Annotated in this window: 21 protein-coding genes and 1 other annotated feature; of the genes, 4 read left to right on the forward strand and 17 right to left on the reverse strand. The window is 40.8% G+C overall.

What is annotated here, in order from left to right; translation table 11 throughout:
* Window positions 1-152: 152 nt before the first annotated feature.
* A complete protein-coding gene (locus ACQKL0_RS05275) occupies window positions 153-605 on the reverse strand; it encodes a DUF4190 domain-containing protein (protein WP_402986271.1) in 453 nt (150 codons plus the stop codon).
* 170 nt (window positions 606-775) lie between these two features.
* On the opposite strand from ACQKL0_RS05275, the gene ACQKL0_RS05280 reads away from it, so the two are divergent.
* A complete protein-coding gene (locus ACQKL0_RS05280; RefSeq protein ID WP_402869536.1) occupies window positions 776-1,360 on the forward strand; it encodes a 5' nucleotidase, NT5C type in 585 nt (194 codons plus the stop codon).
* A gap of 39 nt (window positions 1,361-1,399) precedes the next feature.
* Here the strand turns inward: ACQKL0_RS05280 and ACQKL0_RS05285 are convergent, their stop codons facing one another.
* Genes ACQKL0_RS05285 through ACQKL0_RS05295 form a run of 3 tightly spaced genes read right to left on the reverse strand, consistent with a single transcriptional unit; the run spans window position 1,400 to window position 3,455 of the window.
* A complete protein-coding gene (locus ACQKL0_RS05285) occupies window positions 1,400-1,822 on the reverse strand; it encodes a Fur family transcriptional regulator (protein WP_402869538.1) in 423 nt (140 codons plus the stop codon).
* A 13-nt stretch (window positions 1,823-1,835) separates the two neighbouring features.
* The gene (locus ACQKL0_RS05290) at window positions 1,836-2,669 is read right to left on the reverse strand and encodes a metal ABC transporter permease (protein WP_402869540.1); all 834 of its coding nucleotides are present in this window, start codon (window positions 2,667-2,669) and stop codon (window positions 1,836-1,838) included.
* 21 nt (window positions 2,670-2,690) lie between these two features.
* Window positions 2,691-3,455: a metal ABC transporter ATP-binding protein gene (locus tag ACQKL0_RS05295; protein ID WP_402869541.1), complete on the reverse strand. Its 765-nt coding sequence runs from the start codon at window positions 3,453-3,455 to the stop codon at window positions 2,691-2,693.
* 206 nt (window positions 3,456-3,661) lie between these two features.
* Here ACQKL0_RS05295 and ACQKL0_RS05300 point away from each other — a divergent pair, with 206 nt between their 5' ends.
* The gene (locus tag ACQKL0_RS05300; RefSeq protein WP_402869544.1) at window positions 3,662-3,922 is read left to right on the forward strand and encodes a DUF2624 family protein; all 261 of its coding nucleotides are present in this window, start codon (window positions 3,662-3,664) and stop codon (window positions 3,920-3,922) included.
* Window positions 3,923-4,003: 81 nt separating this feature from the next.
* On the opposite strand, the gene ACQKL0_RS05305 is transcribed toward ACQKL0_RS05300, so the two are convergent.
* Together ACQKL0_RS05305 and ACQKL0_RS05310 are read right to left on the reverse strand one after the other, a co-directional pair.
* Window positions 4,004-4,900, reverse strand: a complete 897-nt coding sequence (locus ACQKL0_RS05305) for a deoxyribonuclease IV (RefSeq protein ID WP_402869547.1) — start codon at window positions 4,898-4,900, stop codon at window positions 4,004-4,006.
* Window positions 4,901-4,914: 14 nt separating this feature from the next.
* Complete coding sequence (locus ACQKL0_RS05310) at window positions 4,915-6,228, reverse strand: DEAD/DEAH box helicase (protein WP_402869550.1); 1,314 nt, start codon at window positions 6,226-6,228, stop codon at window positions 4,915-4,917.
* A 421-nt stretch (window positions 6,229-6,649) separates the two neighbouring features.
* Between ACQKL0_RS05310 and vrrA the strand changes: the two genes are divergently transcribed.
* Entirely contained in the window at window positions 6,650-7,345 is a 696-nt protein-coding gene (gene vrrA / locus ACQKL0_RS05315) for a VrrA/YqfQ family protein (RefSeq protein ID WP_402869552.1), read from the forward strand.
* A 123-nt stretch (window positions 7,346-7,468) separates the two neighbouring features.
* Window positions 7,469-8,416: a 4-hydroxy-3-methylbut-2-enyl diphosphate reductase gene (locus tag ACQKL0_RS05320; RefSeq protein WP_427686531.1), complete on the forward strand. Its 948-nt coding sequence runs from the start codon at window positions 7,469-7,471 to the stop codon at window positions 8,414-8,416.
* A 44-nt stretch (window positions 8,417-8,460) separates the two neighbouring features.
* Here the strand turns inward: ACQKL0_RS05320 and ACQKL0_RS05325 are convergent, their stop codons facing one another.
* The 11 genes from ACQKL0_RS05325 to glyQ form a co-directional block, all read right to left on the reverse strand.
* Window positions 8,461-9,579: a Nif3-like dinuclear metal center hexameric protein gene (locus ACQKL0_RS05325; protein WP_402986284.1), complete on the reverse strand. Its 1,119-nt coding sequence runs from the start codon at window positions 9,577-9,579 to the stop codon at window positions 8,461-8,463.
* Window positions 9,576-10,283 carry a tRNA (adenine(22)-N(1))-methyltransferase gene (locus ACQKL0_RS05330; RefSeq protein ID WP_427686533.1) on the reverse strand — a complete coding sequence of 236 codons (708 nt, stop codon included), beginning with the start codon at window positions 10,281-10,283 and terminating at the stop codon, window positions 9,576-9,578. Before ACQKL0_RS05330 ends, ACQKL0_RS05325 begins: the two co-directional genes overlap by 4 nt.
* A gap of 193 nt (window positions 10,284-10,476) precedes the next feature.
* Entirely contained in the window at window positions 10,477-10,845 is a 369-nt protein-coding gene (cccA, locus tag ACQKL0_RS05335) for a cytochrome c550 (RefSeq protein WP_427686535.1), read from the reverse strand.
* Window positions 10,846-11,080: 235 nt separating this feature from the next.
* Complete coding sequence (locus ACQKL0_RS05340) at window positions 11,081-11,611, reverse strand: hypothetical protein (RefSeq protein WP_427686537.1); 531 nt, start codon at window positions 11,609-11,611, stop codon at window positions 11,081-11,083.
* Window positions 11,612-11,778: 167 nt separating this feature from the next.
* Window positions 11,779-12,912 (reverse strand): RNA polymerase sigma factor RpoD, encoded by a 1,134-nt coding sequence (rpoD, locus tag ACQKL0_RS05345; RefSeq protein ID WP_402869563.1) that lies wholly within the window; start codon window positions 12,910-12,912, stop codon window positions 11,779-11,781.
* Between the two features lie 35 nt (window positions 12,913-12,947).
* The gene (gene dnaG / locus ACQKL0_RS05350) at window positions 12,948-14,756 is read right to left on the reverse strand and encodes a DNA primase (RefSeq protein ID WP_427686539.1); all 1,809 of its coding nucleotides are present in this window, start codon (window positions 14,754-14,756) and stop codon (window positions 12,948-12,950) included.
* 31 nt (window positions 14,757-14,787) lie between these two features.
* A complete protein-coding gene (locus ACQKL0_RS05355) occupies window positions 14,788-15,372 on the reverse strand; it encodes a YaiI/YqxD family protein (RefSeq protein WP_427686541.1) in 585 nt (194 codons plus the stop codon).
* A gap of 379 nt (window positions 15,373-15,751) precedes the next feature.
* Window positions 15,752-16,573, reverse strand: a complete 822-nt coding sequence (locus tag ACQKL0_RS05360) for a pyruvate, water dikinase regulatory protein (RefSeq protein WP_402869568.1) — start codon at window positions 16,571-16,573, stop codon at window positions 15,752-15,754.
* Window positions 16,574-16,589: 16 nt separating this feature from the next.
* Complete coding sequence (locus tag ACQKL0_RS05365; RefSeq protein ID WP_402869892.1) at window positions 16,590-17,228, reverse strand: helix-turn-helix transcriptional regulator; 639 nt, start codon at window positions 17,226-17,228, stop codon at window positions 16,590-16,592.
* 145 nt (window positions 17,229-17,373) lie between these two features.
* Window positions 17,374-19,443, reverse strand: coding sequence for a glycine--tRNA ligase subunit beta (gene glyS, locus ACQKL0_RS05370; RefSeq protein WP_427686543.1), 2,070 nt, complete (start codon window positions 19,441-19,443; stop codon window positions 17,374-17,376).
* On the reverse strand, window positions 19,430-20,326 hold the full coding sequence (glyQ, locus tag ACQKL0_RS05375; RefSeq protein WP_402869572.1) for a glycine--tRNA ligase subunit alpha: 897 nt from the start codon (window positions 20,324-20,326) through the stop codon (window positions 19,430-19,432). Before glyQ ends, glyS begins: the two co-directional genes overlap by 14 nt.
* 116 nt (window positions 20,327-20,442) lie before the next feature.
* Window positions 20,443-20,618 (reverse strand) — a binding site (T-box leader).
* Window positions 20,619-20,633: the final 15 nt, after the last annotated feature.

The raw sequence follows: 20,633 nt of genomic DNA on the forward strand, positions 1-20,633 counted from the left end.
CATTTTACTAAAAAGGGCGATTTTTTTGTGCATAAATTTCATAAAAAAAGGGTTGCCCTAAAAGTCATTTTCCTGACTTTTGGGACAGCCCCTTTTTTGTTTCCACAAAAAAGCTGTCTCCGCTACAAACGGAAACAGCAAAAACATGCTCCTTAAAAGAACGGCAGGATGAATATGCCCACAATGATGGAAACTGCACTTATACCTATAGCCCATGAGCCCATGCTCGATCCCCTTTTACGGGCTGAAAAACCAATAATGATCCCAAGGATCCCCAATATAAAGGGCATCATGAACAACGAGAGAATGGAAATGATTAACGCAATGGCCCCTATACCTGTTCCACCCGATGCTTTACCAGAAGCATCCGACCGTCCATTCATTTTACTTTCATTAGGAATGGTGGAAATCTCGGCAGAAGTTTCTTCCTGATAACGACTATCCTGGACTGAAGTATCGTTTCTTTTTTGATAAGCCCTTTGCTCTACCGCATTTTCTTCTGTATAGTACCGCTCATGATGTTCATCATCCACGACAACCACTGGATCTTTTCCCGCTTCAGTTGAATGATCCTTGTCAATAATGGAGTATTGATCTTCTTCCATTGATCCATCACTCACTTTCGTTTTTAGGAGCATTTATAGTATATGTATAATAGCGAATAACCCTCATGATAAAGGTTGCATGTCTTGGTTTAAATATGTATTGTTTCCAATGGCTTGTTTGAATATGATACACTAAAATAACTGTTGCTGAAAATGAGGAGAGAGTCATCATGAAAAAAAGATTTGGTATCGATATTGACGGGACCATAACAAGACCCGATACCCTAGTTCCCTATTTAAATAAAGCTTTTCAATTAAATTTAGCTTATGAAGACATTAATGAATATGATTTATTCCCTTTCGTCAATGTACCCAAAGAAGACTTCACAAAATGGTTCATCGAAACCGAACCGACCATTTATTCGGAATCCTTAATGGCTGAAGGGGCAAAGGACATTCTCGAGGACTGGATGAAGCACGCTGATTTATATTTCATCAGTGCCAGGAGTGACCGCCTTCTTGATGTAACAAAAGACTGGTTTACGAAGAACCAGGTCCAATACAGTCATCTGGAGTTAGTCGGTTCCCATGATAAAGTCGCCACAGCCAAAAAATACGCCGTGGATCTCTTTCTAGAGGACAAGTATGACAATGCGGTCGCCATTTCTGAAGAATGTAATATCCCTGTCCTTTTATTCAATACACCATATAATCAAGGACCGGTACCAGAAAGGGTTTTCAGGGTGGATAACTGGATGGAAGCTTCTCAGTGGGTCAACCATTGGCTCCCCGATAAGCCGTTAAGCTTAAAATAGGATCGTAAAAAAACCATTGACAGGAGTCAATGGTTTTTTTTACGATCCTACCGATATACAGACGGGACAACGACCATAAATTTCGAATTTATGACCTGAAACCTCATAGTCCTTCAAACTTTCCTGAAGCTCCTGCATCGGGCATACTTCGATTTCCTTTGTCTTACCACAATTCAAACAAATGAAATGGTGATGATGGGAAGAATGTCCACAAGTGAAGCGAAAATGCTTTTCACCTTCCAATTCAGTTGTCTCAAAGATTCCAAGCTCGACAAACAAGGAAAGATTTCGATAAATTGTATCGAAGCTTAAGCCAGGATAATCTCGCTTCATATTCTCCAGTACATCTTTAGCGGTTAAATATTTATCACTTGAAGAAAAAAGAGCCAGCATTTCCTCTCTTTTTCCTGTATGTTTAAACCCTTTATCTTTAAGTAATTGCATGGCAGTTGTTACGTTCAAAAAATCACCCCACCTATCGATTTTTCCACTTATCCAATAAAATTGATAAGACAAGTATTAGCACTGCGATAATCACGATCGTTCCTCCTGGAGCAAGATCCATATTATAGGATATGAATAGTCCTCCCACGACAGAAATTTCCCCGAATATGACGGAAAAGGCAATCATCTGCTTAAAGCCTTTTGCAAAGCGAAGGCTTGCTGCCACAGGCAATGTCATAAGTGAAGATACCAGTAATATCCCGATAATCTTCATCGATGCAGCAATCACCAATGCCACCATCACGATAAAAATAAAATGAATGGCTTGATATGGGATACCTGAAGCCTTGGCATGTTCTTCATCAAAGGATAGTAAAAATAATTCTTTATATAACAAGGCTAACATCAAAGCGACTGCAATGCCCACTCCCATGATGAGATACAAGTCTGTACGGCTTACTGCACTGACACTTCCGAATAAATAACTGTATAAGTCCGTATTAAAACCATCTGCAACGGAAATGAAAATGACGCTAAGCCCCATGCCGCCAGCCATGATGATGGGTATGGCAAGCTCTTGATAATGCTTGTACACCCCTCTTAACTTTTCAATGAATAACGATCCTCCAACAGAAAAGGCCATCCCTATATAAAGCGGATTCAATCCGGCAAGAGAAAGAAAACTTTTCTGAAGCAATAAACTGAATGCAATTCCTGCTAGCGCTACATGACTAAGTGCATCGGAAATCATCGACATCCGTCTTACCACGACAAAAACGCCTACAAGTGGCGCAATCGCTCCGATGATGATCCCAGTCAAAAAAGCGTTCTGCAGAAATTCAAATTGCAATATCCCCGATATCATTGGGCTATCCTCCAAAACTTATTAATGATTATGGTTTAAAAACTGAACGCCATGTCCGTAAATGGAAGACAATTCTTCCTCATTCAGGCCATTGTATTCGACGGCATCGCCATGAAAATGAAGCACCTTGTTCAAACAGGCAACATGTGTGACTTTATCGGTCACAGTGCCGACATCATGTGTAACCAATATTAGGGTAATCCCCAATTTTTTATTTAGCATCTCAAGCATTTCGTAAAACTGATGGACATTTTTTGAATCAACACCAACAGTTGGTTCGTCCAAAATCAACAATTCAGGCTCACTGACAATTGACCGCGCAATAAACACCCTCTGCTGTTGACCTCCGGATAATTCACCGATGTTTCGGTTTTGATACTCGAGCATATCCACTGATTCCAGAGCATCCTTCACCTTTTTCTTGTCTTCTTTGCTTGCAAATTTGAACAGGCCGATTTTTTTTGTCAAACCGCTTTGAACCACTTCAAAAACGGTAGCAGGAAAACCGGAATTGAAGGAATTTGCCTTTTGAGAAACAAACCCTATCTTTTGCCAATCCCTAAAGCGTCGGATATCTTCCCCAAATAAATTAATTTTTCCTTTTTGGAGTTTAAATACACCAAGTAACAACTTCAACAGAGTGGATTTACCGGATCCATTCGGACCGACGATAGCTAAAAAGGCCCCTTTAGGTATTTCAAGTGATACATGCTCCAGCACTAAATCTTTTGTATATTTGTAAGATATATCTTCTAATTTAACGATGGGGTTGATTACATTGTCCAAAACTATCACCTTTTTTTTAAGAATCATTACGATTAACAAAGGTTAGTATAAATCAAAGATGTTCAGAAGTAAAGAATTCGCTCCAGACTTCACATGGTCTAACTGTTTAACAAAAACCATACATCCGTAAATTTCCAACAATCCGTGAACTTTCGAGTTCACATACCCTATCTTTCTTCATATGTTTTAAAGGAGGAGGAGATCGTATGAAATTATTCGAAATGATGGTCAACCATAAAATAAATCAGATACGCCCGGATGAACTACTTTCCCTTGCTAAACAACATCAGATTAGTCTAACACAAAAACAGGCAAGTGATATTACTGCACTGCTGGCCGGTAGAAACATCAATATATTCGATATTCGCCAAAGGCAAAACGTTCTTGGTCAAATCACCCAAGTGGCAGGAGCGAATACGGCCCGGGCAATCGAAACCCTTTTCAACAACCTTACAGCCAATATGTAAACAAGGGTAGCCGGTATCATCTAATTTCCTATGTAAAATAAGGGACGATTCATCGACATGCCGATGGATCGTCCCTTCTACTTACATTTGCAACATGATTTTTTCCAGTACACCCTCGTCGAATTGCTGGTTCTTAAGCATATCGATTTCGAATTTATACGGAGCCTTTTTATCCTTCTTGTCTTCTCCTACATAAGGAGTTTCCAGGATTTTTGGAACTTCGCTTAACTGAGGATGATGGACAATGTAATTCAACGCTTTAAAGCCGATATGTCCAAAACCAATATTCTCATGACGGTCCTTATGCGCACCACGGACATTTTTGCTGTCGTTGATATGGAGCACCTTGATTCGTTCAACGCCGATCAACTTATCAAATTCATTCAGGACTCCATCGAAATCTTCGACGATATTGTATCCAGCATCATGTGTATGACACGTATCGAAACATACAGATAGCTTATCGTTATGGATTACACCATCCATGATCATTGCCAATTCTTCGAAAGAACGGCCACATTCCGTACCTTTCCCTGCCATCGTTTCAAGGGCAATTTGCACTTTGTCATCTGCAGAAAGAACCTCATTTAAACCTTCAATGATTCTTTTAATTCCGATTTCAGTGCCTGCACCGACATGGGCACCAGGATGAAGGACGATCTGACCCGAACCGATTGCTTCCGTCCGATCGATTTCACTGCGCAAAAAATTGATTCCCAAGTCGAAAGTAGCTGGATTTGTGGTATTGGCAATATTGATTATATATGGAGCATGTACAACAATATCCGTTATCCCATTCTCCTCCATATGCAGTCTACCTGCTTCAATATTCAAATCCTCTATTTTCTTGCGTCTTGTATTTTGCGGGGCTCCTGTATAAACCATGAATGTATTGGAACCATATAAAGCCGCTTCCTGACTCGCAGCAAGTAGCATATTTTTCCCGCTCATTGAAACATGCGACCCAATCTTCAGCATCTAATTACTCCCTTTTATTTCTTTCTTTGTATGCGGCGTTCGCGTTTTTTAAAGTTTTCCACGTCACGTTGAATTTTCTTCTTGTAACCAGGTTTAACTTTAGACGGCTTCTTAACATGCCTGCTTGCCTTTACATCTATCTCTGATTTTTGTTTCTTACGATTTTTCCGTTTGTTACGTTCGTCTATATCTACCCAATCGCCATTTTGAATATCGGCATCATGGAATTCAATCCCCATCTTTTCAAGGCGGTTCAATGCATCTTCATCAGATGTACCATATATCGTTGCTGCAATTCCTGAGTATCCGGCGCGGGCAGTTCTTCCCGTTCTATGAATGTAGAAGTCCAGGTCCGTCGGTAATTCATAGTTAATGATATGACTGACACCTTCAATATCAATTCCGCGAGAAGCCAAATCAGTAGCGACAATGAATTGATACTCCAGATCATTGATTTGCTTCATCATTTTCTTACGATCACGAGGCGATAAATCTCCATGGATCCGGCCCACTTTCAATCCCTTTTCAATCAGGGAGTTGGCTACATGATCCGCCATTTTTTTCGTATTGGTGAAAACGATAGCCAAATACGGATTATAACGAACGATGATATCATGTAATAACTGCTCCCTGTTACGGTGACGAAGAGGTATCAGAACATGTTCAATCTTTGCGGCTGTCGCCTGTTTCGGATTAACTTGAACATATTTCGGGTTTTCCATATATTTATTCAAGAATGGCTTTAACTTTTCCGGAATGGTTGCCGAGAAAACAAGCATTTGAATTTTTTCCGCCATACGGGAAGCAAATTGGTCAACATCTTCAAGGAAGCCCATATCGAGCATAAGGTCCGCTTCATCAACAACAAGCATCGTAGCCGTATATACCTGAAGGGCTTGAGCCTCAACCAAATCCTTGATTCTTCCTGGAGTCCCAATGACCAACTGTGGCTGGGTCTTCAATTTATCGATCATACGCTGTTTATCGGTACCACCGATATAGCAACGTACTTGAATTTGCTCATCTTCAGGGAAATGGTCCGCAATTTTCAAAGCTTCTTTGTAGATTTGATTCGCTAACTCACGGGTTGGTGCGGAAATAATCGCTTGAACTTCATTTTTCCCAGCATCAAGCTTGTTCATAATCGGCAGCAAATAGGAATGAGTCTTCCCTGTACCTGTCTGCGACTGTCCAATTAAGCTACTTCCCTTTAAAAGCGACGGGAGCACGCGTTCCTGTATTTCCGTCGGCTTATCGAACCCTAAAGTACGAACTGCATCTAGAATGTAGCTTTTCAAATTAAATCGTTCAAATTGGTTTTGTTTCATCAAATATCTCCTTTATTCTTGTCTTTCATTAGACACGTCTTATTATTATAATAAATTTTATACAAAAAGCGCAAGCGTCTTGGTAGCTCGTGAAGAAAATAGGGATTGGCCCATAAGGCGCTTTTTGCCTTATGTGGTCCATCATCTTTTTCACAGCGAGCTAGACGCTGGAGCTGGATTATACAAAAAGCGCAAGCGCTTTGGTCAGTTCTCTTAATGGACTCTTGCAAAAGAAAAGCACCTGTCCTGGTCATAGCGTATCCCCCGCAGACATGGAGCAAAAAGACTACCGTTACCATCTTACCTTCTTTCCGACCACTTCACAACATTCCATCTATCCTTTCCTCAAACCTTTTTTACCATGCTGCATAATTTATAGGGAAGAACACATCAATACCTAAACCATAAAGAGGTGAAACCTATGTTCCAAGATAGAAACCGTTCCCCCGGTCCTGGATTCCAGCAACCTAATAATGGCCCAAGGATGCAGCAACCTAGACCCTTCAGGGGACCACAGTACCCAAACAGCAACCCTTTTCAGCCAATGAGGCCGCCTCAAGGAAGACCACAAGGACCACCGGGACCCCAACAAGGCTTCCGGGGAGGAGCCCCCTTCAATCAACAACAAAGACCAGAACAGCAACTTCCTAAGAAAGAAGGGATTTTAGCCAAGCTTCTAGGTAGGTCCAAACAACAAAATGCCGCTCCCCCAAACTTATTCGCACCAGCCAATTCCACTACCACTAGTTCTTCAAGAAGTAGTGGCGGCGGCATCCTGGAGAACTTAACCAAACCCGATTCACTCAACAATATGCTAAACAACACCCAAAAGGTATTGCAAGCGGCCGAGCAATTCACGCCAATGGTGCAGCAGTATGGGCCAGTAATTAAAAACCTCCCCTCCATGTGGAAGGTGTTCCGCAGCATATCATCAAGTGAAGAAACGGAAAAACCAGCAGAGGAAAACACCAATTTAACCACTTCTCCCAAGATTCAGGAACCCGAACCCGCTGTGAATAGCGATAAGCCAAAAATCGAATTAAACGTAGAACCGGCTGCCGAGGCTCTCCCCAAAAAGACAAGGAATCGATCATCCGGACCTAAACTTTATATTTAAACCATTATAAAATTGCGCCCGTGGCATCATTCATGAAATACGATATTTTGTAAAATCATCTATGGTCTTATATAATAGAAGGGAATACGCGTAAGTTTCTTGCCTTTGAAGGAGGACACATAGATGAAAGTAAATAAAATCTCCCCGCGGGGCTATTGCTATGGAGTAGTTGATGCCATGGTTATTGCCAGGAATGCGGCTTTAGATAAAACCTTGCCACGCCCTATTTACATTTTAGGAATGATCGTTCATAACAAGCACGTTACCGATGCTTTTGAAGAAGAGGGGATCATAACGCTAGATGGCAGTAACCGAAATGAAATCATCAATCAGGTGGAAACGGGAACTGTCATCTTTACCGCTCACGGCGTTTCCCCTGAGATTCGGAAGATTGCGAAGGAAAAAGGCCTTGTCACCCTTGATGCTACTTGTCCTGACGTTACCGCTACACATGACTTGATCAGGGAAAAAGAATCGGAAGGGTATCAAATCATCTATATCGGCAAAAAAGGACATCCTGAGCCAGAGGGAGCAGTTGGGGTAGCCCCTGATGTCGTTCACCTCGTGCAAAATGCTGAAGATGTCGAAGCCTTATCATTGAATAGTGAAAAGATCATTGTGACCAATCAAACGACAATGAGTCAATGGGATGTCCTGGACATCATGGAGAAGGTGAAGGAAAAGTTCCCCCATTCTGAGGTCCATAAAGAAATCTGTTTAGCCACACAGGTCCGTCAAGAGGCCGTAGCCCAACAAGCTGGAGAAGCGGATGTCCTTATCGTCGTTGGTGACCCAAAAAGCAATAACTCCAATCGGCTTGCACAAGTATCCGAAGAAATTGCAGGAACCACGGCTTATCGCATAGCCGATATTTCCGAACTGAACCTCGAATGGTTAAAAGATGCCAAAACGGTGGCTGTCACTTCGGGAGCTTCCACGCCTACTCCTATAACGAAAGAGGTCATTAGATTCCTTGAACAATATGAACCTACTGACGAATCGACATGGGATACGGAAAAGAAAACACCCTTGCATAAAATCTTACCTAAAATCAAAATAAAGAAAGCCTGAAAAAAGGCAGCCACAAATGGAAGTGGCTGCCTTTTTCTGTCCTTCTATATAAATGTAAAAGGATCTGTATTGAGCTCAGAAGGTATGAATTCTACATCCAAATTTTTATTGACGCACATCTCATTCAAGATTCGAGCTACACCTTTTTTCATCACTTTCTCAACATTATGACCCGGATCCACGATATTCAATCCAATCATCATGGCATCGTGAGCCGTATGATAATACATATCACCCGTTACATACACATCGGCACCTTTAAACTTAGCGGTCGTGAAGTATTTATTTCCATCACCGCCAAGAACGGCAACTTTTTTTATGGTACTGTTCAGGTCTCCAACTACACGGACATTCTCCACTTCGAGAGTCTCTTTAACATGCTCGGCAAATTGTCCAAGGGACATTTCTTCTGCAAGAACCCCGATTTTGCCTAGCCCCAAGGATTCGCCTTTGTTTTCCAACTTATAAATATCATAAGCCACTTCTTCATATGGATGGGCTTTGATCATCGCAGAAAGTATTTTTTTTTCAATGGGTTCGGGGAATATGGTTTCAATTCGTACTTCTGAAACCCTTTCAATCTTGCCTCGTGTACCAATCGACGGTTCACTGCCTTCCCCGGGTAAAAACCTGCCTGTACCCTCAACTGTAAACGAACAGTAGCTGTAATTCCCTAGCGAACCGGCTCCTGCTTTACCCAAGGCATCCCTTACCTTTTGTTCGTCCTCTTTTGGTACATATACCACTAATTTTCTTAGAGGGATTTCATGGGTAGGGACAAGGACCTCTGTATTTTGTAATTGCAATGCATCAGCAAGTAAATCATTTACACCGCCCTTGGCTACGTCCAAGTTAGTATGTGCGGCATAAACGGCAATATCATGCTTGATCAATTTCTCGATGATTCGGCCACTAGCCTGAGCTGTATCTATTTTCTTCAACGGCCGATAAATCAAGGGATGATGGGCAATGATCAGTTCGACACCTTTTTCTATCGCTTCATCCACCACTTCTTCCAGGACATCAAGTGCAATCATCACTTTTGAAACGGGCTTATTCAATTCCCCGACATGTAGTCCAATTGGATCCCCCTCCATTGCGTATCGTTTCGGAGAGAACTGTTCGAACATTTCAATAATCTGCATACCATTAGCTGTTTTCATCGTTTAAGCACCTCCTCAATGAATGAAATTTGCACTTCCATTTCCTTGCGCTTCGTTTCTAAGCCACTTCGGCCACTCGCATCCAATTGCTCAATGATTCTTTCGAAGTGCGCCTTCTCATGCTGCCATTTCTTTATGAAAGTATCACTGAATTTCTTTAACAGGAATGGCCCGAACATAAGCCCAACTTGCTTATTTTCATGATAGGGCTGAAGAGGGTCCCCTTTTTTCGCAATCAAGATTTCATAGATCTTTCCATCTTCCTCCAGGATATCTTCATCGATTAATTCCCAACCGTTATCGATTAGCCAATTACGAACGTTTAGGGCTCCTACATTGGGCTGAAGAATGAGTCTCTCCACCTTCTCCAACTTTTTTTTCCCATTTTCCAATATACTAGCGATTAATGTACCGCCCATTCCTGCGATAGTAACACATGTAGCTTCATCCGGTTTTAATACCTCAAGCCCATCGCCTTTACGGACTTCTATGAGGTCCTCTAATCCCGTTCCCTTCACTTGTTTAAGGGCAGACTGATAGGGACCTTCCACAACTTCACCCGCTATCGCACGGTCACAGAGCCCATTGGCTACAGCATAGCAAGGCAGGTAAGCATGATCGGAACCGATATCGGCCAGAATGCTCCCTTTCGGTATATGTAATGCGACATTTTCTAATCTCTTTGATAATTTCTCGTGATTCATTATACTATCAACTCTCTTATTTCAAATTCATATTTATATCATTTCATTTCCCATTCGATTATAACAAGTTCCAAGGAAAAATTACAGAACGAGGACAAACATGGGGGGATCCATCAGGGAAAAGGAGGAGAATACCGAATATAAAAGAAAAGCTGATTCAAAAACGAATGTACGTTTTGAATCAGCTTCCTGCTTATTTTAATCCGTGAATATACTTTGCCATGGCATCGAGGTTCGATTCGTCAACTAAACCAGGAGGCATAGCTCCTCGTCCATTAGCGATGACTTCTTTGACTTCATCTTCGGATAGACGGTCGGCAACGCCCTTAAGGGCAGGTCCGACTCCACCTTGATAGGCATCACCATGACATGAAATGCAATTCTGTTTATAAATGTCTTCAGGTGAGGATGAGGCACTTTCCGTTTCCTCTGTTTTTTCACCGCCTTCTTTTTCTTTAGCAAGATCTTTGGCATCTCCTAAACCTTTGAATGAAAGTAAAAACATAAGTCCAATACCAAAAACCATGATAATAATAAAAGGCATAACTGGATTGCGATTCATAGTATTTCCTCCTCTATGTAGAACCTAAACTTACCATATTTAATATTATATACAAATTACTATATATTATTTTACTTGAAAAGAGTTTCAAGTAAAACCCCAAAAATAGAAGATATTATATTTTTTCTCAAATTTGTCAAAAATTTATGTGTATTTACGAATAATTTTGACTTTTCTTGGATTATTTCCATAATACCCCTATTCATGATAAAACAAACAAGCAATCTGTTTTTAATTATATCAATAAAAAGTAAGATATTACAACTAATCCCAAAATTCCAGATATCGAAAAATAGAGCAGCTTATATTTTTGGCCAATCCATAACCATAACCCACAGTTGAAAAATAAGCCTATATACAGGATACTCCTCTTTCCAGCAGCGATTAGCTCGGTTACTTGCACTGTTTCCACTAACAATAACAATAACAATCCTATTAAAGATAATACTAAAAGGAATTTCGTGTTCTTGAAGCGTCGAAGAAAGAAAAGAAAAGCAAGGATGGAGAAAGTTGTCACGACTATTTGCATTGTGTTGGATATTTCAGTAAAATAATTCAAAAATATATTAATTAAAAAAAGAGCACCCATTACAATCCCGTTCGTCCATTCTTTTTTACGGCTTTTGCTTTTCTGAGGGGTAACAGGTAGTGCCTCCCCCTGGCTATATAAGGCTAGTAAGTAATTGCAATATTGTTCTGGGAGCATGCGACTTTGCTTCCAAGAGTTAATTTCTTGAATGATGATTTTCTTTCTTGTTTCATCCATGAATACACTTCCTCATGCGTACTGTGCTTTTTTATTTTTCGGTTAATCCTGCCTGTCGGATTTGGTGTTGATTTCCTTTAAAGGATTATTCTCCACACCAATGGCTGAAAAAAAGAGCCACTCCCGAACGCTGGGCATTCAAAGAGGGCTCTGTAAAGGGCGTTATTCTATTCTAGGAAATCTTTCAAGCGTTTACTGCGGCTTGGATGTCTAAGCTTTCGCAGTGCCTTAGCTTCGATTTGACGGATACGCTCGCGGGTAACGCCAAACACCTTACCTACCTCTTCAAGAGTGCGTGTACGACCATCATCAAGTCCGAAGCGAAGTCTCAAGACATTCTCTTCACGATCAGTCAGTGTATCTAACACATCTTCAAGTTGTTCTTTCAACAATTCGTATGCAGCATGTTCAGATGGAGAAGTCGCATCTTGGTCTTCAATGAAATCACCTAAGTGTGAATCATCTTCTTCACCAATTGGGGTTTCCAAGGAAACAGGCTCCTGAGCAATCTTCAAGATTTCACGAACCTTTTCCGGAGTTAAATCCATATCCTCTGCAATTTCCTCTGGAGATGGTTCACGTCCAAGATCTTGAAGAAGCTGTCTTTGTACCCTGATTAATTTATTGATGGTCTCAACCATATGCACCGGTATCCTGATCGTTCTTGCTTGGTCAGCAATCGCACGAGTGATGGCCTGACGAATCCACCAAGTTGCATAGGTACTGAACTTGTACCCTTTGCGGTAATCGAATTTCTCTACCGCTTTGATAAGACCCATATTTCCTTCTTGAATCAAGTCAAGGAAAAGCATACCGCGCCCTACGTAACGCTTGGCTATGCTGACTACCAGACGTAGATTGGCTTCGGCTAGACGGCGTTTTGCCTCTTCGTCCCCTTCCTCGATTCGCATCGCTAAAGAGATTTCCTCTTCTGCAGATAAAAGGTCGACCCGACCGATCTCTTTCAAGTACATCCGGACAGGATCATTGATCTTAACACCAGGAGGAACACTTAAGTCATTTAAGTCAAACTCTTCTTCTTTAGCAAGTTTTTTGGAATCCGGATCATCTTCATCCTCTTCTTCCTCACCATCCGTGAGAATCTCGATTCCATTTTCAGCTAGCACCTCATAGAACTCATCCATTTGATCGGAATCTAATTCGAAACCGCCAATTTTTTCGGCAATTTTTTCTAAGGTCAAAGAGCCTCTTTTCTTACCTAGCTCTATTAATTTTTCTTTAACCTGCTCAAGGCTAAATTCATTATCAACTTGTTTGGAACGTGCTGGTTTTTCAGCCATTAGTTCCCCTCCTTCCAGGTCTTACACCTAAACAACTACAACATTTTTCGCAACTTAATGATTTCCATTGCAATTCTGGCGGCAGCTTTAGGATCGCTGCGTCTCACTGCATCTTTTTCTTCAGCCTGTTTTTCTTTTATCTTTAACATCTTTTCATATTTCAACACTTGATTTATACAATCAGTCAGTTCTTTATCGGAAACTTCCTCATTAACTGACATCATTTCTATTTCCGAAACGATCCTTCTCAAGTTTGGATCCGGCAAATAAGTAAGGAAAAAGCTTGGATCAGGCTCGTGTCCATCTTCATAGAAAGCATATAAATAGGTGATGATGGCCTGATGTTCATCTACATGAAAGAGTGTTTGTCCAAGCAACTGTTGAATCTTATAAGTCATTTCCCTGCTTTTCAGCATATGGGCCATCAACTTAATTTCAGCATTGTGATGAGCAGGTTTTAATTTATGCTCATACTGAAGGGTCATTTTCTTTTGAGCAGCAGGTTGTGGCAGTGTACCCTTTTTACGTTCCGCAAAAAATACCTGTCGTTGCTGCTGTTCAAGCGCATCCAACGAAAGTGTAAACTCGGAGGATAGCTGCCTAAGATAATGATCCCGCTCCACTGCATTTGGCAAACGAGAAATTTCTTTAAGGACTTCTTCGATATATTGAATTCGATCTCCTTCATTATTTACATTTTTTCCTCGACGTAAATAATGCATCTTGAATGCCATGTAGGTTAAACTGGCCCCTATTACCTCAGAAACAAAGCTTTTCTCACCAAATTCCTTTATGTAGTCATCGGGGTCCATATTATCAGGCATAAGTGCTACCTTAACGGTAAAATCCGTTTCCTGTAGCATGTTAACTGCGCGGTTAGCTGCATTCAAACCAGCCGAATCCGAATCATAACAGATTAAAACCTGGTCCGTATTTCTTTTTAAAAGCTGAATGTGCTGATCGGTTAGAGCGGTCCCCATCGTAGCAACCGAATTCTCCACTCCGGCACGGACTGCGGAAATACAGTCGGCAAAACCTTCGAAAATTACAACTTGTTCCTTCTTGCGAATGTGCGGTCTTGCTTGATGGAAATTATATAAAGTTTTACTTTTATTAAAGATTGGGGTCTCGGGGCTATTCAAGTATTTGGGCTCATCGTCCCCCATTGCTCTACCCGAAAACGCAATCGTATTCCCTTGATGATCCATAATCGGAAACATGACTCTATTTCTAAAACGGTCAAAGTATGACTCATCTTTTTCCCTGTAAATAATCAACCCAGCCTGTTCCATAAATTCTGGCGGGAAACCCCTTTTTAAAAGAAACTTGGAAACAAAATCCCAAGAATCCAGTGAGTAACCAATTTGGAACTTTTCAATCGTTTCTTCGGTAAATCCTCTATTAAGGAGATACTCCAAAGCTTCTTGGCCTTCCTTGGTATTTACAAGAAGATGATGGTAAAACTTTCGAAGCAAGTCATGGGCTTCAAGCATCTGTTGAGAACCAGCCGGCATATTAGACCGTTGGGAGTCCTTATTTATTTCAACGTCCAAAGGTATATTCCCTTTTTCAGCCAGGACCTTTGCAGATTCCACAAAATTATATCCTTCGATATCCATTAAGAAAGTGAAAATATTCCCACCTGCACCACAGCCAAAACAATGGAAAATCTGTTTTTCCGTGGAAACAGAAAATGATGGTGAGTTTTCACCATGGAAAGGACAAAGCCCAAAATAATTCCGTCCTTGCTTCTTCAGCTGGACATATTCTCCAATTAAGTCGACGATGTCCACTGCTTCTCGGATCTGATTTATCTTTTCATCTTCTATACGACCATTTGTCATTTTTTCACCTTGCGATTTTGGTGATAGTTTTTTAATTCGATATTGAATCCTGATTCCCTGCAAAATTCGACAAAATTTTCAAAAGTTTATTTGTAAAACATATTTTGTCATCCTTTGTAAAGGCTTTCGGTCCTTTCGTATGCTTCCCCTGCCTGCGAAGTTTCGCTGACTGGTAGCGCATATCGAGAAGCATGAAAATATTTTCATTTGTATATTCTTTTCCCCTCGGAGATAGAACATAAACGCTTTTAGGAAGCAGGGTACCAGCTAATCCAATATCAGCAGTAATAACAATATCACCCTTTTTTACAGAATTCACTATATAAAGATCTGCTGCTTCTTTATCTGCATCGACGTATACCCATTTGCCTTCAGGGTTGTTCATCATATTTTTATATGATGCAACAAAACAGACATCGATATCGTATTGTCTTGCACAATGAAGAATCTCATCTTTCACCGGACATGCATCGGCGTCAACATGTATTATTGGTTTATTTATCATACCTTTTAATTCTACATCATTCTGCATAATCCTTTTTTCTCCCCTAAACTTTATCGAGATATAATGAAACTTCCAAACACTTATCCTGAAGTCATTCGCAAGAATATACAAACGGTATCCTCTAAACAAGTGTTACACCCTATTTTGCCTCATCAATTATACTGAATGTGTCGAATTTTCTTATGATAAAAAACTTGACTTCTTATAATCCTTAGTTTATTCCTTAATAACCAAGTCTAAACCTCAAGATTACTTTTTTCTCACAATTTTTTATTATAATCTATTTTTTAAAAAGATGCTACCAATTAGATTCTGAATTTCAAACATCTAAAAAGTGGGTTGTGAATTGTTTAACAAAAGAGGAATTATGTAAGTGTCATCCATGTTTTACATTTAAAACCCAATAAACCTTGAGCATGAAAATGTGAGCCGACACTAAAAGTGTCCAGCTCACATTTTGATTAATCTCAATTTTAAGAATAAGAGAAATCTACCGATTTTTATTTTGAAGAATATTCATAATTAAGTTGGCCGTTTCTTCGACAGCTTTATTCGTAACATCAATGATTGGGCAGTCGAGCCTTGAAATAATTTTATCAAAGTATGTCAACTCTTCTTTGATTCGTTCCACATTCGCATATATAGCATGATCATTGAGTCCAAGTGACTTCAATCGCTCTTTTCGAATATGATTTAACTTTTCAGGACTTATTTTCAACCCAATGCATTTTTCAGGCGGGACCAGGAACAGTTCTTCTGGCGGCTCTACCTCTGGTACTAAAGGAACATTGGCCACTTTATAGCGTTTATGAGCTAAATATTGGGACAAAGGTGTTTTGGACGTGCGAGAAACACCAACCAACACGATATCCGCACGTAAAATCCCACGTGGATCCCGTCCATCGTCGTATTTTACAGCAAATTCAATGGCTTCCACACGTTTGAAATAATCATCGTCAAGTTTTCTTACGAGCCCCGGCTCATTAAGAGGTCCTTTAGATGTTCTTTCCTGAAGGATATCCATGAGCGGTCCTAAAATGTCATAAGCAGACAGGTTTTCTTTTTCCACCTGTGCTTTCATGTAGTCTCTAATAGCAGGCTTCACAAGAGTGTAGGCGATGATCGCCCCATCTAATTTGGCCAGTGAAATTACTTCATCCACGTTATGTTCATCTTCAATATACGGAATTCGTTTAATAGTAAAAGCGGAACTAGAAAACTGACTAGCCGCAGCTTTAGTAACTAACTCCGCTGTTTCCCCAACTGAATCCGATACAACATATATAATAGAACCGTTCATATTCTCCGTCATTCCTTTGCAAGCCCCCCTAATAGCCTTCATCAGCTAAAGCTACGAATGCTTTTGTTATATTGGTTTTCGTCACTCTTCCAATTACCTCATAGCCTTTTTCTGTTTCTTTGACGACAGGTAATGAATCAATTTGTTTCTCAATCAATTTTTTGGCAACATCGATCAATAAATCTTCTTTAGTACACATTGTAATGTTAGGCATCCTTGTCATGATGATATTGACCGGGATGGAATTCAGTTCTTGTTTCCCAATACTTGCACGGAGCAAGTCTTTCCTGGACAGTACCCCAACGAGTAATGCATGCTTATCCACTACGAACATAGTGCCGACATCTTCTAAAAACATCATGACAATCGCATCGTAAACAGATATACCCTCATCCACAACGACAGGGATCGATTGATGGTCACGAACATACAGATGGTTCAGACTATCCGTCAATAGCTGTGTACCCGAGCGACCTGTATAGAAATACCCGACACGTGGACGTGCATCTAGAAAACCGGCCATCGTTAAGATAGCCAAATCCGGACGAAGCGTCGCCCTCGTTAAGCTTAACCTATCTGCAATATGCTCTCCAGTAATCGGTCCATTCTCTTTAACAATTTGTAAAATCTGTTCCTGACGTTTATTCAATTGAATTGTAATCACCACCCTACTGCTTTTCGCAGAGTAAAGTAACAAAGGATCTTCATATAACGATTATATACTATATCATTTGATAAAAGCAGTTTTCATCTCTATTAGTTGTAATAATCGGAAACCCTTCATAAAAAGGGTCCCGATCATTTTCATTGGATTAAGAAAGGATTATTTTGTTCACAGCCCCAAAGCTGGAAACTAAATCACTAATTTCTTTCATAAGGGATAAACGATTATTACGTACGGCTTCATCTTCCGCCATGACCATTGTATGCTCGAAATAAGCCTCGATTTCGCTTTGAAGCGATATTAGCTGTTCGAAATGCTCCATCTCATCATTCGTTTCGGCATAGGCTGAAGCAACCGTTCCAAATTTCTCATACAACGCTTTTTCTTCTTCATTTTCAAAAGCACTCGGGTTCACTGTCACCTTATTATCGCATTTCCCAGCGATATTCATGACACGGCTTAACGCCTCAAGACTTTCTTTAAAGCCAGCTTCCTCTTTCTTCGCTTCTAATACCTGGGAGCGTTCAACAACAGAATGGATATAACCAATTTCATTAGCCAAAACAGCATCGATTAAATCATAGCGAATGTGTAGTTCCTGAAGCAAATGCTTCACACGGGCTTTAAAGAATGTATGCATATCCGCTTTTACATCATCCATGTCACGTTTCAAGAGGCCTTTTGCTTCAAGTCCTTTAAGACCCAAAGTGATAAGTTCCTCCAGTGTGATATCCCACTTTTTCTCCGCTAGAATTTGAACGACTCCACTTGCTTGTCTTCTTAAAGCATATGGATCTTGAGAACCGGTAGGGATCACTCCGATGGCGAAGAATGATGCCAGTGTATCAATTTTTTCCGCTACGCTCACAAGTGCCCCGATTAAGGATGGAGGTACATCGTCATCTGCATGCCGTGGCATATAATGTTCATTGATCGCTGTTGCCACTTCTTTCGCTTCACCTTTTAGAAGGGCATACTTTTCACCCATGTACCCTTGTAATTCAGGGAACTCATAAACCATATGACTCACTAAATCAAACTTGGCTATTTTTGCAGCACGTAGCGCCAATTCTTTATCCACTTTCAGTTTCAAGGCATCCACCAATGCTCCGGTTACCTCTGTTACACGTTCAGTTTTCTCGGCTAGAGTACCGATTTCTTCATGGTAAACGATGCTATCCAGCTTTTTCAAAGCATCAGCAATCTCTTTTTTCTGATCTTCTTTGTAGAAGAAAGCTGCATCCGATAAACGGGCACGCAATACTTTTTCGTTCCCTTTCGATACCATATCCAGGTGACGGTCATCCCCATTTCGAACGGTCACGAAGAAAGGAAGCAACTTTCCATCTTGATCTTTTACAGGGAAATACCGTTGATGTTCCTTCATCGATGTAATCAGCACCTGAGAAGGCAATTCAAGGAATTCTTCTTCAAAACGGCCAAATAACACCGTTGGATATTCAACCAAGTTATTTACCTCTTCCAGAAGATTTTCATCGACCGGGATGATCCAGCCATTCTCCTGTTCCAGGTTTTTGATTTGATCTAAGATCACGGTACGGCGTTTGTCTGGATTGACCATGACAAATTGTTCGTTAAGTGACTTTTCATACTGGTCAGGAGTTTCGATAACTGTACTTTCACCTAAAAAGCGATGACCTTTCGTTTCTCGGCCTGTTTCTACTTCAGCTATGGTAAAAGGTACTACTTCTTTACCAAACAAAGCAATTAACCATTTAATCGGACGGACGAAGCGAAGGTCCTGATTGGCCCAACGCATATTTTTCGGGAAGGTCATGCCAGTTATGATTTCTTGTAGTTCCGCCAATAACTGAGCCGTCGGTTGCCCCTTGATGAATTTATTCACATGGACATATTCCACACCTTTAAGTTCTTTGAAATAAATATCCTCAGCCGTCATGCCTTGTCCTCTTACAAAACCTAACGCTGCTTTAGACCAGTTGCCTTCGGCGTCCAAAGCGATCTTCTTAGCCGGTCCTTTTGCTTCTTCTTCAATGTCCTTTTGTGATTCCGCAACATCTTTTACCAATATCGCCAAACGTCTTGGTGTTGAAAATGCTTCGACTTCACCAAATTCAATCGCTTTTTGTGTCAACCACTTTTGTACTTTGTCGGATAACTGTTTCATAGAAGCTGTAACAAATCGAGCCGGTAGCTCCTCCAACCCAATTTCCAATAACAAATCACGCTTGCTCATTTGTTTTCTCCCCTTTCACTTTCAGGATCGGGAAGCCTAATTTTTCCCGCTCTTCATAAAAAGTTTTGGCAACCTTACGCGCTAAATTACGACAACGGGCAATATAACCCGTTCTTTCCGTTACTGAAATGGCACCTCTGGCATCCAGCAGATTAAACGTATGGGAACACTTCAATACATAGTCATAAGCCGGATGTACAAGACCTTCCTCCATTTGACGATGAGCTTCCTTTTCATACATCGTGAAAAGCTCGAACAGCATATCAAGGTTGGATGTCTCGAATGTATATTTCGAATGCTCGTATTCCGGTTGACCAAAGATGTCACGAACAGTAAATCCATCCGTCCATTCAAGTTCAAAGACATTTTCTTTGTCTTGGATGTAAGAAGCCAAACGTTCAATTCCGTATGTAATTTCGACGGAGACTGGTTTACACTCTAGTCCACCAACTTGCTGGAAATAGGTGAATTGGGTAATCTCCATTCCATCCAACCATACTTCCCATCCTAGACCCGCACAGCCAAGGGATGGATTTTCCCAGTTATCCTCAACAAAGCGAATGTCGTGCTCCAATGGATTGATGCCTAGCTTCCGTAATGACTCCAAATAAAGTTCTTGAATATTATCCGGAGAAGGCTTCATGATCACTTGAAATTGATGATGTTGATAAAGACGGTTAGGATTCTCTCCATACCGGCCGTCTGCAGGACGTCTTGAAGGCTCCACGTAAGCAACACTCCAAGGTTCTGGCCCAATTGCTCTAAGGAAGGTATAAGGACTCATCGTCCCGGCACCTTTTTCGACATCATAAGCATTCATTAAGATACAGCCTTGCTCAGACCAATGCTTTTGCAAAGTTAAAATCATATTTTGAATATTCATCGTACACCTCCAGATTATTTAAAGCGGCTTACTAAATTTCAGATTCAGGGGCGGGAAGTATCTTTTGCCTAGGATTCCTCAAGGCAAACAAAAAACTCCCGTCCCTATGCGTAATGCATAGGGACGAGAGTTTACCCGCGGTTCCACCCTAATTGCCGTTATGAAACGGCCTCTTTTCAAACCTAATCATGCTCCGGAACGCCCTTCCCTGTGTCTTCATATCCCGGCTTGCACCATCCCGGGTTCGCTTTTATGAATTAAAACAGGTACTCTCTTCCATCGACGCATTCTTCTTATTTTGATGATT

The sequence above is a fragment of the Peribacillus sp. NPDC097264 genome (genome assembly GCF_050277925.1).
GTDB lineage: Bacteria > Bacillota > Bacilli > Bacillales > DSM-1321 > Peribacillus.

Coding starts and splice junctions, on each gene's coding strand:
- ACQKL0_RS05275 (WP_402986271.1), bottom strand. CDS start 605: ATGGAAGAAGATCAATACTCCATTATTGACAAGGATCATTCAACTGAA.
- ACQKL0_RS05280 (WP_402869536.1), top strand. CDS start 776: ATGAAAAAAAGATTTGGTATCGATATTGACGGGACCATAACAAGACCC.
- ACQKL0_RS05290 (WP_402869540.1), bottom strand. CDS start 2,669: ATGATATCGGGGATATTGCAATTTGAATTTCTGCAGAACGCTTTTTTG.
- ACQKL0_RS05300 (WP_402869544.1), top strand. CDS start 3,662: ATGAAATTATTCGAAATGATGGTCAACCATAAAATAAATCAGATACGC.
- ACQKL0_RS05305 (WP_402869547.1), bottom strand. CDS start 4,900: ATGCTGAAGATTGGGTCGCATGTTTCAATGAGCGGGAAAAATATGCTA.
- ACQKL0_RS05310 (WP_402869550.1), bottom strand. CDS start 6,228: ATGAAACAAAACCAATTTGAACGATTTAATTTGAAAAGCTACATTCTA.
- vrrA (WP_402869552.1), top strand. CDS start 6,650: ATGTTCCAAGATAGAAACCGTTCCCCCGGTCCTGGATTCCAGCAACCT.
- ACQKL0_RS05320 (WP_427686531.1), top strand. CDS start 7,469: ATGAAAGTAAATAAAATCTCCCCGCGGGGCTATTGCTATGGAGTAGTT.
- ACQKL0_RS05325 (WP_402986284.1), bottom strand. CDS start 9,579: ATGAAAACAGCTAATGGTATGCAGATTATTGAAATGTTCGAACAGTTC.
- ACQKL0_RS05330 (WP_427686533.1), bottom strand. CDS start 10,283: ATGAATCACGAGAAATTATCAAAGAGATTAGAAAATGTCGCATTACAT.
- cccA (WP_427686535.1), bottom strand. CDS start 10,845: ATGAATCGCAATCCAGTTATGCCTTTTATTATTATCATGGTTTTTGGT.
- ACQKL0_RS05340 (WP_427686537.1), bottom strand. CDS start 11,611: ATGGATGAAACAAGAAAGAAAATCATCATTCAAGAAATTAACTCTTGG.
- rpoD (WP_402869563.1), bottom strand. CDS start 12,912: ATGGCTGAAAAACCAGCACGTTCCAAACAAGTTGATAATGAATTTAGC.
- dnaG (WP_427686539.1), bottom strand. CDS start 14,756: ATGACAAATGGTCGTATAGAAGATGAAAAGATAAATCAGATCCGAGAA.
- ACQKL0_RS05360 (WP_402869568.1), bottom strand. CDS start 16,573: ATGACGGAGAATATGAACGGTTCTATTATATATGTTGTATCGGATTCA.
- glyS (WP_427686543.1), bottom strand. CDS start 19,443: ATGAGCAAGCGTGATTTGTTATTGGAAATTGGGTTGGAGGAGCTACCG.
- glyQ (WP_402869572.1), bottom strand. CDS start 20,326: ATGAATATTCAAAATATGATTTTAACTTTGCAAAAGCATTGGTCTGAG.